The organism is Vibrio sp. Vb1755, assembly GCF_033338635.1.
Classification (GTDB): Bacteria; Pseudomonadota; Gammaproteobacteria; order Enterobacterales; family Vibrionaceae; genus Vibrio; species Vibrio alginolyticus.
The window spans coordinates 1-14,514 of record NZ_JAWOTA010000046.1; the positions used below are offsets into that span (position 1 = coordinate 1).

The 14,514-nt window shown below is 42.9% G+C and carries 10 protein-coding genes; 7 read left to right on the top strand and 3 right to left on the bottom strand.

Translation table 11 applies throughout. From position 1 onward, the window contains the following. On the top strand, window positions 1–1,419 hold a 1,419-nt coding region (locus tag R7E00_RS22025; protein ID WP_318124468.1), incomplete at its 5' end, for an aspartate kinase. Window positions 1,420–1,607: 188 nt separating this feature from the next. Here R7E00_RS22025 and R7E00_RS22030 read toward each other — a convergent pair. Further along, complete coding sequence (locus R7E00_RS22030) at window positions 1,608–3,173, bottom strand: arylsulfatase (protein ID WP_130546076.1); 1,566 nt, start codon at window positions 3,171–3,173, stop codon at window positions 1,608–1,610. Window positions 3,174–3,561: 388 nt separating this feature from the next. Here R7E00_RS22030 and R7E00_RS22035 point away from each other — a divergent pair, with 388 nt between their 5' ends. Further along, window positions 3,562–5,892 (top strand): tetratricopeptide repeat protein, encoded by a 2,331-nt coding sequence (locus tag R7E00_RS22035; protein WP_017821944.1) that lies wholly within the window; start codon window positions 3,562–3,564, stop codon window positions 5,890–5,892. Between the two features lie 46 nt (window positions 5,893–5,938). Here R7E00_RS22035 and R7E00_RS22040 read toward each other — a convergent pair whose 3' ends face one another. Next, complete coding sequence (locus R7E00_RS22040; RefSeq protein ID WP_372434443.1) at window positions 5,939–6,667, bottom strand: formylglycine-generating enzyme family protein; 729 nt, start codon at window positions 6,665–6,667, stop codon at window positions 5,939–5,941. 238 nt (window positions 6,668–6,905) lie between these two features. On the opposite strand from R7E00_RS22040, the gene R7E00_RS22045 reads away from it, so the two are divergent. From R7E00_RS22045 to R7E00_RS22055, 3 genes are all read left to right on the top strand, one after another. Further along, window positions 6,906–8,231, top strand: coding sequence for an anaerobic sulfatase maturase (locus R7E00_RS22045; RefSeq protein WP_262606096.1), 1,326 nt, complete (start codon window positions 6,906–6,908; stop codon window positions 8,229–8,231). Window positions 8,232–8,284: 53 nt separating this feature from the next. After that, the gene (locus R7E00_RS22050) at window positions 8,285–9,382 is read left to right on the top strand and encodes a hypothetical protein (protein WP_017821946.1); all 1,098 of its coding nucleotides are present in this window, start codon (window positions 8,285–8,287) and stop codon (window positions 9,380–9,382) included. Between the two features lie 162 nt (window positions 9,383–9,544). Beyond that, window positions 9,545–10,543: an HAD family hydrolase gene (locus R7E00_RS22055; protein ID WP_017821947.1), complete on the top strand. Its 999-nt coding sequence runs from the start codon at window positions 9,545–9,547 to the stop codon at window positions 10,541–10,543. Between the two features lie 107 nt (window positions 10,544–10,650). On the opposite strand, the gene R7E00_RS22060 is transcribed toward R7E00_RS22055, so the two are convergent. Next, entirely contained in the window at window positions 10,651–12,168 is a 1,518-nt protein-coding gene (locus R7E00_RS22060) for an arylsulfatase (RefSeq protein WP_017821948.1), read from the bottom strand. A gap of 247 nt (window positions 12,169–12,415) precedes the next feature. Here R7E00_RS22060 and R7E00_RS22065 point away from each other — a divergent pair, with 247 nt between their 5' ends. Then, the gene (locus R7E00_RS22065; RefSeq protein ID WP_232284621.1) at window positions 12,416–13,852 is read left to right on the top strand and encodes an arylsulfatase; all 1,437 of its coding nucleotides are present in this window, start codon (window positions 12,416–12,418) and stop codon (window positions 13,850–13,852) included. A gap of 152 nt (window positions 13,853–14,004) precedes the next feature. Next, window positions 14,005–14,514: hypothetical protein (locus R7E00_RS22070; RefSeq protein WP_318124469.1), on the top strand; the 510-nt coding region annotated here is incomplete at its 3' end.

Consider the following 14,514-nt stretch of genomic DNA (forward strand, 5'->3'; position numbering starts at 1 on the left):
ACATTTACCGTAGAAAAAATCGGCGGTACATCAATGACAGCATTTGATGCTGTTCTCGACAATATTATTCTTCGTCCCAAAACACCATACAATCGTATTTTTGTCGTATCTGCATACGGTGGTATGACCGATGCGCTGCTCGAGTGTAAAAAAACCAGTAAACCAGGCGTTTATCAGCTTATCGCGAAACGCGACGACAAATGGGAAGAAGCGTTAGCGTACGTTGAAAGCCGTATGTTGCTGACCAATGAAAATATTTTTGCGGACCCAATGAATCGTATCCGTGCGGATAAATTCATTCGCTCCCGCATTGCTGAAGCGAAAAACTGTATCGCGAATATTTTAGAAACCTGTCAGTACGGTCAATTTTCGTTGCGCCAGTACTTGCCTCAAATTCGAGAGTTTCTCTCGTCTATCGGTGAGGCACATAGTGCTTACAACACAGCACTAAAACTAAAAAATATGGGTATTAACGCTAAGTTCGTTGACCTGTCTGGTTGGGATAATCAAGCGCCAAGAAGCCTTGATGAGTCGATCAGTGACGCGTTTGCTGATATCGATGTATCAAAAGAACTGCCAATCGTGACAGGTTATGCTTACTGTAAAGAGGGCCTAATGCACACTTATGACCGAGGTTATAGTGAGATGACATTTAGCCGAATTGCAGCAATAACAAAAGCGGATTTAGCAGTAATTCACAAAGAGTACCACTTGAGCTCAGCAGACCCACGCGTTGTTGGCCCTGAAAAAGTATTACCAATTGGTAGTACAAACTATGACGTAGCAGACCAACTTGCTAACCTTGGCATGGAAGCGATTCACCCAAATGCCGCTGCGGGTTTACGTGAAAGTGGTATTGAGCTACAGATTAAAAATACATTCGAACCTGAACACGAAGGTACTTTGATCTCTTCAAGCTACCGCCCAGAAGAAGACAAAGTCGAGATCATCGCAGGTAAAGAAAAAGTATTTGCACTGCATTTGTTTGACCAAGCAATGGTAGGAAAAGCCGATAACGTTAGTTACGAATTGATGGAAATCATCTCCGATGCTCGTGTAAGTTTGGTTGGTAAAGAGATGAACGCTAACTCTATTACTTACTATCTAGGTGGCAGTACTGATAGCTTAAACAAAGTATTGTATAAAGCCGAGAAACGTTATCCGAATGCCTCGATTAAAGGTCGTATGGTCGCGCTTATCTCAGCCATCGGTTCTCAAATTGATACCAACAAGACGTTGGCGAAAGGTGTGCTTGCATTGATGAATAATGGCGTTACGCCAGTTGCACTGCACTCATCATTGAGAAATGTAAATGTTCAATTTGTTGTCGGTGATAAGGAATACCAGCACGCGATTTGCGCATTGCATGATGAGTTTTTCCAAAGTAGCAGTGTAGCTAAATCGGTTAATGTGGCTTAGTTTATCCACGGTTAAAATACAAAGGAGAGCAGGTTAGCTCTCCTTTTTTTGTTTTTCAGTTTGTACTCACAATGCCCACTTTGTATAGGCTAAACAGGCGATTTAAGTAAGTTCCTATGTGGCGATACACATAAGCCAGCAGAATGGTCTGCTGGCTTATGTTACTGATTAACTAACGTTAACTTAGTTTACTTAAACTTGCTGATTTCTTGTTCAACTTTGTCTAGTTGTTGCAGCTTCTCTTGCATTTTTAGAGAGTCGTAGTTTAGTGAAGCAGGGTTCATCGCTGTGCCACGCTGCATTGGGTATTCTGGAAGTGTTTTAAAGAACTCTCCCACAACGTCTTGTACAGGTACAAATAGCCACATGTTGTCAGCCATCCAACGCAAGTACATTTGTGATTCGCTTGGGCCTTTTTCGAATGGGTCAGCGCGTAGGTGGATGATTTTAGGCCAGTTCGGAGCAAAACGAACTGCGTTACTTAGGTTCCCTTCAAGCGTTGCAAAGTGAAGTTTCCAGTCATTCCAGCGGACAGCGTTTAATTCACCATTAGACGTAAAGTAAAGCAGCGACTCACGAGGGCCTTTTTCTTCCTTACCTTCAAAGTATGGCATGAAGTTATAACCATCTAAATGCACACGCCATTCTTTGCCATTTGCTTTGTAGCCTTCTGCCAGTTTTTCTTTTACATCAGGTACGCCAGCAGCTGCCAATAATGTAGGCAACCAGTCTTGGTGTGCCATCATTTCATTGATCTTGGTTCCTGGCTTAATGACGCCTGGCCAACGAACCAGTTGAGGAACACGCATACCGCCTTCCCAAGTTGTACCTTTTTCACCATGGAATGGTGTTGCGCCACCATCTGGCCAAGTCATGGTTTCTGCGCCGTTGTCCGTTGAGTAGATAACGATAGTGTTGTCTGCAACACCTAGCTCATCCAGCTTGTCGAGTAAAACACCTACATGATCATCATGTTCCAGCATACCATCGGCATAAATGCTTACACCTGATTTACCTTGGTATTTTTCCTGCAAGCGAGTCCAAACGTGCATACGAGTGGCGTTATGCCAAATAAAGAAGGGTTTATCCGCCTTAACTGCTTTTTCCATAAATGCCAAAGAGCTCTCTAGGAACTCTTCATCTGCGTGCTCCATACGTTTTCGTGTCATCGGGCCAGTGTCTTCAATCTTACCGTCGGCATAAGACTTAATGACACCACGAGGGCCATAGTTTTTACGAAACTCTGGGTCTTTAGGGTAGTAATAAGTTTCAGGTTCTTCTTCTGCGTTTAGGTGATATAAGTTACCGAAGAATTCGTCAAAGCCGTGTTTTGTCGGTAAGTGCTTATCTTGGTCACCTAAGTGGTTTTTACCAAATTGACCCGTCATGTAACCTTGTTCTTTTAACAGATCTGCAATGGTTGGTGCCCAATCAGGTATGCCGTGGTCAGAGCCTGGCATACCAATTGTTAACAAACCCGTACGAAATGGCTCTTCACCCGTAATAAAGGCAGCGCGACCAGCAGTACAAGACTGTTGTCCGTAGTGATCTGTGAACAACGCACCTTCATTCGCGATACGGTCGATGTTTGGCGTTTTGTAACTCATCATACCTTGGTTGTATGCGCTGATATTCCAGTAGCCGATATCGTCACCAAAAATTGCCAGTATATTCGGTTTGTCTGCTGCTATAGCAGCACTAGACGCCGCTAACAGTCCTGCGCCTACAGCGATTTTGCTCAATTGATTTGCCATAAAAACTCCAGATTGTTGAGAGTAAAGATAAGCACAAGTGAGCCTTATGCTTAGTTGCTGCATAAGTTAATGATGTATATAGAAAAATCCTCTTATACTCGATATAACTATAAGTTATTGCTAGGTAGTAACCATTTGTTAATTAAGAAGAAATAGGATTGTCCTGTTAGTTTGTAGAGATTCGTAAAGTAGATTTAGATCACTGAAGAGCCTTATTTTTATTGCGTAGTAGAAGAGGGGATGGAAATGAAAAACAATAGGATGCTCGCTTGTTTTACGGTCCTAAAGCAATACTAAAGTCGTTATGTATTGCTTGTAATTATTTGTATAACCAGTGATTTAGTGTCTATATTGATTTAGGTTGTGCATTATAAATATAAGGATATCTATGAGTCAGTGGGCAGGCCGGTTTCGTATTTTATTGCTGGTCAACGTTGTTGTCAGTTTTATGGCTTTTTCTCAAGAGTTATTAACAGAGAAACCAAATATTCCTTTAGGCTTAAATCCAGAATATGCTGGCACACAAGCTTGTATAGATTGCCACCAAAACGAGGTGGAGGCCTGGAAAGGGTCACATCACGATATGGCCATGAAGCATGCAAGTACAACCTCTGTGCGTGGTAATTTTGATAACCATGTTGTAACACACAAAGGAATGCCTAATCGTTTTTTTAAAAAAGGCGGCGAATATTGGGTCAACATTCAAGGCTCTGACGGGCAATGGCATGACTATAAGATCAGCTATACATTTGGCTGGGAACCATTACAGCAGTACATGGTCGAGTTTGAAGATGGCCGCGTGCAGCTTATTCCTTTTGCTTGGGACACAAGAGCTAAAGTTGAAGGGGGACAGCGTTGGTTTCATCTTTATCCAGAAACGACAACAACGGATGAATTCTATTGGACCAATACCGGGCAAAATTGGAACTTCATGTGTGCTGATTGCCATTCAACGCACCTAAAGAAGAATTACGACGCTGACAAAAACACTTACAACAGCTCATGGTCAGAGATTAATGTGGGATGCGAAGCATGCCATGGTCCTGCTAGTCAGCACATAGAACTGGCCAAGAAATACAAAAATGCTGGCACTTCTTTTGAGCATGACAGCCATTATGGCTTTGATCGAAATTTGTCTAAAGCAGTGTCGGATTGGGTGTTTGAGGAAGGCCATAGTACGTTACAGCCGAAATCAATTGAAGCAACCAATCAAGTGCAAACATGCGCTCAATGCCATAGTCGCCGAACCCAGTTAAATGAAACAGGTGATCATGTTAAAGGTTCCTTTTTTGATAAATATCGCTTAAGTCTTATAACACCTGAACTCTACTATCATGATGGACAGATTTACGACGAAGATTATGTTTATGGTTCGTTTCTTCAATCTGAAATGGCGGAGAAGGGGGTCACGTGCACTAATTGCCATGATCCACACACGGCAGAATTAACGATCCCAGAAGAGGCAGTATGTTCGCAATGCCATATTGCATCTGAATATACACCTGAAAAGCATACCTTTCATAAGGCTGGATCTGAAGCATCGCAATGTACGACTTGTCACATGCCAGAAACGACTTACATGCAAGTCGATCCTCGTAGAGACCACAGTTGGCATATTCCACGACCAGATTTGAGCAAACATATTGGAACGCCCAATGTTTGCATGTCATGCCATGAAGATAAAAGCAATCAATGGGCCGATGAACAGATAGCAGAATGGTACCCGAATTCGAAGTATCGTAATCAGCAACATTTTGCTGTCGCATTTTATGCGGATTCAATTGGTCATCAAGGAGCAGCAAATGCGTTAGCATACTCTGCTCAGGATTCGTCTTTAAAAGACATTATTCGCGCCTCAGCCCTGGAGAGGATGGGAGGCAATACAGACCAAAATACAACAGTATCTTTGGCTAGGGCCGTTAAGAATGAGAATGAAATGGTTCGATTAGGGGCAATTTCAGGCTCGTCTGGTTATGAATTTCATGATCGGTGGCGGATTCTAGAGCCATTGCTTGATGACCCGGTGCTTTCAGTGAGAACGGAAGCTGCCTCGGTGCTGGTAGCGAACTACGCACAAATGACCCCTTTACAAAAAGATATCATTAAATCGCCTTTAGAAGAGTACATGGAAATTCAAGAGTTTAATGCCGATCGTGGTTTCGGAAGAACCAATTTGGCGAATGTGTACCGCAGCTTAGGTGAAATCGACAAAGCGGCCGAGCTGTATAAACAAGCGATCAGCATCGAACCCTATTTCGAAAATAGCTACGTTAACCTAGCAGATTTGTATCGTCACCTAGGTAAAGAAGAAGCTGCGCTCACGGTGCTACAACAAGGGATGAAAGCTCAACCTAAATCCAGCACGTTACCATACAGCGCAGGTCTTTCTTTGTTGCGTCAAGGCAAAGCTGATGATGCGAAAAAGCTACTTAGACGCGCCGCAGAAATTGGTGAAACTAATGCTCATTATTGGTACGTGTACGGTCTAGCTCTAGAAAAAAGCGATGTTCTAGAAGCCAGTAAAGCGTTGCAAACAGCATTTGAAGTCGGTGGCAATCCACAGCACTTGTATGCTCAATGCGAGGTTCTAGCGAGAAATCATAAAAAAGGTGCTGTCGCTTTTGCTTTCGATAGGTGCATACAAGAGCTTAGTCACTATGCACCTAAACAAGCTATTGATCAGCTTAAAGCCTCTATTGTCGGGGTCAATAGGAGCTAATTACCAAAAGTGGAGCTTTTATCGCTCCACTTTTTTCTTACTTAGTTTAATCAGCGTCTTTCGCTAATCTCAGCCCCATGTCGGACATGATGACTGACTGGCTAGCAAAATCGCGACGATAGTTTTCGGATTCGTCAGCATCATAGGCAAAGCTACCACCTCGTACAGACTTGTGTGCAAGGCTTTCTTTTTCATCTTTTGCGTTTACCGGATTATCACTTGGTGCTGATTTGTAATAACCTTCATCAAACGCATCAATAACAAACTCACCAACATTACCCGTCATATCGTATAAGCCAAGCTCATTCGGTTTTTTCTGACCTACCTTGTGTGCCTTATTGTTTGAGTTACTGGCATACCAGGCAACGTCGTTAATATCATCAGCTCCCGCGTAAGTGAATCCTTGACTTAGATTCCCCCCTTTCGCTGCAAACTCCCATTCTGCTTCTGTGGGTAAACGATAGTGCTCTCCCGTTTTTTCATTCAATTTCTTTATAAAATAATTGGCTTGTTGCCAGCTAATGTTATTTACGGGCGTATTTGGGTTTCTAAAATAACTCAGAGAAGAGCCTGTAACCGATTCGAATAACTCTTGGGTTACCTCAAATTTTGCCAAATAGAAATCTTCCACGCGAACGGTGCGAGCCGGGCGCTCGGATTTATTTGCTGACGGATTATCCGAGCCCATCGTAAATTGTCCACCTTCAATAAGAACCATATCTTGATCGATTTTTTGGGCAAGAGGGCTAGGTTGTGTTGTTGCACATCCAGTCATAATTAGCGAAATCGAAATAGCGGCACCAAGGTAAAGAGTATTACTTTTGGAATGCTTCATAGGGGAGCTCCATCAACATTTATGATCAAAGAATTTTATCAGGCAAGTCTATGAAAAACAGTTATACACACTATAACAAGCGCCACGAATAATTGAACATTATCATCACACTAGGCGATTAACTTAATGATTAGTCTTAGCGCCGTTGGGCACAGGCTAGCAACTAAGAAGGTGATGAATGCACATAACTCAAGGTCCGCAGTTCAATGGAAAAGCATCCAAGCGATTACATGTCATGGCGAAACCTATCGGTGCAGTGTGCAATATCGATTGCACCTATTGTTACTACCTAAGCAAACAAGATTTACTTGAGTACAAGCCAGGCTGCTCACCAGTCATGGATGAGGAAACGCTCGAGACCTATATCCGTCAATATATAGCGGGACAAAATACACCTGAAATTATTTTCTCTTGGCAGGGTGGTGAGCCGACAATGCTAGGTTTGGATTATTTCAAGACAATTGTTGAGCTACAGAATAAATACCGTCCCGATGGCATTATGATCTCCAATGACCTCCAGACTAATGGCACACTGCTTAACGATGAATGGTGTGAGTTTTTAAAGGCGAACAACTTTCTCGTCGGTTTAAGCATTGATGGCCCAGAAATGATGCACAACGCTTACCGAACAAACCGAGCTGGTAGAGGCACATTCCGGCAAGTTATGAATGCGGTTGAATTATTACATAAGCACGAAGTAAAGTTTGCTACGCTCACTTGTGTTAACAACTTGACCGGCCGTAACCCACTTGAAGTGTACCGATTCTTGCGAGATGAAGTACGCTCCCCTCAAATGCAGTTTATTCCAATAGTTGAGCAGAAAACATTCAGAACAACCGCCCCTCAAACTTGGGAGCCAAACGAGCAACTAAAGCAAGGAGATAAACGGTTGATCCCAGGTCATAAAGATGCCGTTGTTGAGCCTTTTTGCGTTGCGGATGAAGCATGGGGAAATTTTCTGATCGCGATTTTCAATGAATGGGTTTTACACGATATCGGCAACGTGTTTGTGCAGTACTTTGAAGCCAGTATCGAAACCTGGATGGGCAGAAAAAACCCACTGTGTACGTTAGGTGAAATCTGCGGGAAGGGCTTAGCAATGGAGCCTAATGGTGATGTGTTTGCGTGTGATCATTACGTGTACCCAGAATATAAGGTTGGAAACATTCATCACGAAAAGCTCGATACGCTCGCTTATAGCTCTGAGCAGCAGAAATTTGGGTTTGCTAAAAGTCGTACGCTGCCCCAACAGTGCCTTCAATGTGATTATCAATTTGCATGTTTTGGAGAATGTCCCAAAAACCGTTTTATCCGTACTAGGCAAGGTGAGCCTGGTCTTAATTATCTCTGCGCGGGTTGGAAGAAGTTTTTTACCCATGTTGATCAGTCGATGGCGTACATCTTACGAGCGACAGGTAACCCAGTGGTTCACGGTAAATACAGTGACCAGATTCTACACCAGCAAGCTACTCAAACACAGACTGTGTTTGAAACGAAGTTTTAAGATAGTCACTACGCCTGCTACAGGCCCGGAAATGAAAGAATATAGGTTATTGAATGCAAAAAATTAAGCTGCTCTCTAAATCATTACTCGTGATCTCGATCGGCATTGCTGCGAGTCAAACAGCAGTGGCACAAGAAACAACATTGCTAGACCCAGATCAAGTATCGCCGACAACGGTTGTCACTCCACAAGAAGCTCAAATGACACCGGCGCAACGAGTCGAAAAGCTGTCTTATGATGCGCAAAATAAAAAGTTGTCTTCAGAAAAACGTATTGATGCTTTACGTGAGTTAGCCAACTATCCAAGCCAAAATGCATTGGTTGCAGTTGCGCGTGGGTTGCAGGATGAAGATGCAGGTATTCGCGAAGCTGCGATCGTGGGAGCACAGCCATATATGATTGAGCACCGTTGGCGTTTGATTTCACCGTTATTGAGTGATGACGCCGCCATGGTGCGAATTACAGCAGCGATTAACCTCGTTCGAGATTACGCCAATTTGAGTTCGGAGCAACAGCAGTCACTTGAGGGGCCTGTTTCAGAGCTGACAGCACACTTGTCCAGTAAGAACGATAATGTTTCCAAGTTATTACTTGCAGACGTTTACCGTTGGCATCGTGATTGGGATAAAGCGGCGCTGATATACCCAGAGTTAACTAAGCTTGAGCCAAACAACCCTCAAGTTTGGTTAAGCTATGCAGACAACTTCCGAGCGCAACAGCTAGACCAAAAAGCTATCAACGTGCTTGACGAGGGTATCAAGCTAAATTCAGAAGATGCCTCGCTGCATTATTCTAAATCTCTCGCTTTGGTTAGATTAGACAAAAAGAAAGAAGCGGCGTTTGAAATAGACAAAGCTGCGACGATGGCAACGACGAACAGTTACTTTTGGTATTTAAATGGTGTTCTGCAAGAAGAGTTAGACTTGAAGAAGTCTGTCAACGCTTTTGAGCAAGCGTATTTGATATCCGGTGCTCCAGAACAATTGTATGCCGTGTGTGACATCTATGTCAGATACGGCAACCCTAAAACGGATGACTGTTTAACAGAGCTAACGAAGGTCGCTCCCGACTATGTTATTGAAGAGCTCAATCAGAAAAAGGGACGTAAAAGTGCCTCTACATCAGTTGAAGCCAATGAATTTAAACTCTAATCGGTAAATTCCATGTTCCTATTTCAATAAAATAGTGAACCAATTTAGTGACGGCGTCACTCTTTGGTGGCCGTTGGATATGTCAGTTCAATATGCGCCTGTTTCAATTGAACTATACTTTTGATTGGATTCGCACCTAGCACCTCAATATAAGGAATTAAGATGGCTATAAAGTTAAAGGCGATTGTCTTAGCAACAGGTTTAGCTCTGTCTAGTTACGCTGTTGCTGCTGATATGCAAGATCCACTTCCGTCATGGAACAACACTGACGCTAAGCAAGCTATTATGGCGTTTGTTACGAAAACAACGACCCAAGGTTCGGATTCCTATGTGCCTGAAAGCCAACGAATCGCGACGTTTGATAATGATGGAACACTTTGGGCAGAAAAGCCTGTTTATCTACAGTTGTTTTTTGCGATCGATAGAGTAAAAGAAATGGCCTCTGAGCATCCTGATTGGAAGACAACCGAACCCTTTGCTTCCGCATTAAAAGGTGACATGGAGGGGATTGGTAAACAAGGACTCGAAGGTGTAATGAAGCTTGTTATGGCAACCCATTCTGGAATGTCTACTGAACAGTTTCATCAAGAAGTTAAGGAATGGTTGAAAACGGCTGTCCATCCAACAACGGGTAGACCATACACTGAAATGGTCTATCAACCTATGCTCGAACTGCTCGACTATTTAAGAGCGAACGACTATCAGACCTACATCGTTTCTGGAGGCGGTATTGAATTTATGCGCGTTTGGGCGCCGGAAGTATACGGCATTCCAACGCAAAACATCGTGGGGACGACGTTAAAGGCGGAATATCAAAGTGTTGATGGAAAACCTACCATCCTACGCATGCCGGAAATAGACTTCGTCAATGACAAAGCAGTAAAGCCTGTGACGATTCAAAACTTCATTGGCAAACGTCCGGTCATGGCGTTTGGTAATTCTGATGGTGATTTACAGATGTTAGAGTGGACGAAAGCAGGTTCAGGTCCAAGATTTTCTGCGATTATCCATCACACGGATGACAAGCGCGAATGGGCGTATGATAAAGATTCTCATGTTGGTAAGTTAGATGAATCGTTTAAAGTAGGTGAAGAGCAAGGTTGGCTATTTGTCGATATGAAACAAGATTGGAATCAAGTGTTTAAAGAGAGCACTAAATGATAATCTTTGTTTGACCATAACTTGCTGCAACCAAACAATTGCAACGAAATAAAAGGCCTCACAATTGAGGCCTTAGTTATTTCCACAGTAGCTTCGATACCTAGGGTCTAGTTTCTAGGTTGCTGTGTCATTGTTTCTACCACTTTTTCAATACTTAACGAGCTACCTTTCGTGGCAGGGAACTCCTTGAATGTCTCTAGGAACTTACGCACGATAGCTTGAGCAGGAACGAACATCCACATTTGATCAGCGTAAAAATGTCTGACGTAAAGTGCTGCATCTGGACCGACCTCAAATGGATCCATACGAAGGTTTACAATCAAAGGCCAACTAGGTGTTTTGCGGTATGCCTCATTAATGGCACCTTCCATAATACTGAAGTGGATCTTCCAGTCTTTATAACGAACGGCGTTTAAATTACCACCAGCATCGAAGTAAAAGATTTCTTTGCGTGCGCCTTCGTCAGCTTTACCAGTCAGCAGATCAAGTTGGTTGTAGCCATCTAAATGTGCTTTAAAGGTTTTGCCCGCTGCTTTATGACCCTTCAATAGTTTTTCTTTCACATCTGGTTCGCCCACAGCTGCGAGTATAGTTGGCATCCAGTCTTCTTGTGAAAAGATATCGTTGATAACCGTTCCTGGTTTAATGTTTCCAGGCCAGCGTACCATCATCGGAACGCGGAATCCGCCTTCCCAAGTCGTACCTTTTTCGCCCTTGAACGGTGTAGTACCACCATCTGGCCAGGTAAATTTCTCAGCGCCATTATCAGTACTAAAAACAACAATGGTGTTATCTGCTACGCCTAGCTCTTCAAGTTTATCAAGCATGACACCTACTTGATCATCTAGGTCCATCATGCCATCGGCGTATAAGCCGTAACCTGACTTCCCTTGATATTCTTCACTCAAATGTGTCCAGACGTGCATACGGGTTGAGTTATGCCAAATAAAGAATGGTTTGTCTTCTTTTACTGCTTTTTCCATAAATGCCAAGCTAGCATCCATGAACTCTCGGTCTACGTTTTCCATACGCTTACGAGTAAGGGGACCAGTGTCCTCGATTTTGCCATCCGCAGTCGCCTTCAACACGCCTCGAGGTCCGAATTTTTTACGAAACTCTGGATCTTTTGGATAAAACTCAGACTCAGGCTCTTCTTCCGCGTTTAAATGGTATAGGTTACCAAAGAACTCATCAAACCCATGGTTAGTTGGTAGGTGCTCATCTTGATCACCAAGGTGGTTTTTACCAAACTGACCAGACACATAGCCGTGATTTTTAAGTAACTCTGCGATAGTAGGATCTTTCGATTGAATACCCTCTTTTGCGCCGGGCATACCAATAGTCAATAGACCGGTACGAAACGGATGTTGACCCAGAATAAATGAGGCTCGTCCGGCAGTACAACTCTGTTGTGCGTAAGCGTCTGTGAAAATGGCACCTTCATTGGCGATTTTATCAATGTTAGGAGTCTTCCCTCCCATCATACCATTGTGATACGCACTAATGTTGTATACACCTACATCGTCACCCCAGAACACAAGGATGTTGGGCTTATCGGCAGCAAAGGCTGTGGACGCAGCTAATGTACCGACCAATGCCATTACCTTTTTAATCGAGTTTCGCATGAAAATCCTCCGCGATAAATGAGTCCATTATCGTTATATAACGTTACTAATTGTGTTCATCATGGCGAAGTCGAGTGAGATGACACCAAATGAGACAATGTAGTCAGTTGAATATAGTAGAGGTTTTTTGTTGCTTCCAAGTAATCCCTGTTTTTCAAAAATGTTAACTAACATGGACTAGACTTTAGTGTGTTTTAAGTGTGATAAGACGCACTTACAGGATTGAATTTCAATGAAAGGCGACACTATGAAAAATAAAATAGCAACTATCCTGTTTCTATGTATCCCGTTAGAAGTGGTTGCGGAAGAGACACCAAATGTCGTGGTAATGTTGGTTGATAACCTTGGGTGGGGGGAACTAAGTTCCTATGGGAGTACCAGAGGTGTTGAAACTAAAAACTTAGATCAACTTGCTAGAGAAGGTGTACGCCTTACTAATTTTAATGTGGAACCGCAATGCACGCCAACTCGCTCCTCATTCATGACGGGGAGGCGAGCGCTTAGGTCTGGGACAGATAAGGTTGTTTGGGGAGTGCCTTACGGTATGGTGAACTGGGAGATAACCATTGCAGAGAAGTTTAAGGAACAAGGATATAACACGAGCCTTTACGGGAAATGGCATTTGGGAGACCAAAAAGGGCGCTTTCCAACGGATCAAGGCTTTGATGAATGGTATGGCATTGCAAATACGACGGATGAGTCAGAATATAGCTCTCAACCCGGTTATAAAGCTATATTACCTAAACCTCAAATCCTTTCAGCTAGAGCAGGGCAGGATCCTAAAGGGGTCAAAGAATATAATTTGGACTCACGTAGAACGATTGACAGTGAGCTAGTTGAACATGCCACAGATTTTATAAATCGAAATGTGAAAGAGAATAAGCCATTTTTCTCTGTAATTACTTTTACTCAACCACATTTACCGACGCTACCTCATCCTGATTTTATTGGTAAAACAGGCAAAGGAAATTACTCAGATGTGTTAGCTGAGATAGATTTTCGAGCTGGGCAAGTTATTGGTGCAATAGAAAAAGCAGGAATTAAAGACAATACACTAGTGATTTGGTTTTCTGACAACGGTCCAGAGTGGCATATGCCATACCAAGGCTCTAGCGGACCATGGCGTGGTGCGTACTTTACGGCTCTTGAAGGCTCTCTCCGAACACCATTTATTGCCTCTTGGCCTAACCACATCAAACCGGGCAGAGTGAGTGATGAAATTATCCATGTTGTGGACCTATTTGCCTCACTTTCTCATGTCGGTGGATACAAATTACCAAGCGATAGAACAATAGATAGTATTGATCAGTGGGCCTTTTTAAAGGGAGATAGTGAAAAGTCTAATCGAGATGGTTTTATCGTTAACAATGGCTCTGAAACCTACGCTTATAAGTGGGAAAATTACAAGATGCACTTTATTGATCAAGATATCATGCCGGAGAAAGGGCGCCCATTACAGATCCCTGAAATATACAATTTGATTGATGACCCTAAAGAGGAGTTTGATTTAAGAAATAATGCCACATGGTTATTTCCTATCATGATAGGAAAGAGAGTAAAGTTTGAATCTTCCGTTGCAACAAGCTGCGATACGATTCCTTTCCCTGCTCCATTTGGATATAAGCCCGATTGTAGCAAGGGGAATTTCAATCAATTTCCAGTGGATGGGTTACGCCAGAAGTAGTTTACCCCAATGGCTCTTTCTCGCATACATGAGGTATGTTTTTGGTTCAATATCTCATTAGAGCCATTTAGGGCCATGTTTTTTCTAGTTTCATTTGAACAGTCACATTCGTCGACCATACTTAAAGTTCGTTGTTTCATATGGGGCGAATTATGCAGCCAATACTCTACATTCAAGTCGGTAATGTTCTTTGGGCGGTTTTAAGTGACGGTTCTTGGATCCAAACGTTGCCTAACGAACAATTAGTTCCAGAAGTAGAGGTGGTTGTTCTTAATACTGACATTCTCGATATTGCATTTAATGAAGATACAACAAGTGAGGATGAATCGAGTTCGAATGATCTTTTAATTGCATCTCAAAACGGTATTGAATCCACTTTTAATCAGAGCGTTCGAGATTTTAGTGAGTCTTCTGGCGGGTTAAGTTTTGTTGCCTATATTCGCGCTGTTTTACCTGAGCAACTCGTTTCTAATGGCTATGTTACTAGGCCAGCAGTGCAAGAAAGAGAGAACCCAACTTCTGAGACTCAGGCTCCTGAGCGGTTGAATCCCGATGCTATATTAACGGTGGATATTCTTGATGGCGGCGATGGATACGAAAACCAGTTTGAAGTTCCTAGTGTCACGATTCAAGGTGACGCACTCAAGATAAGCGATGAGTGG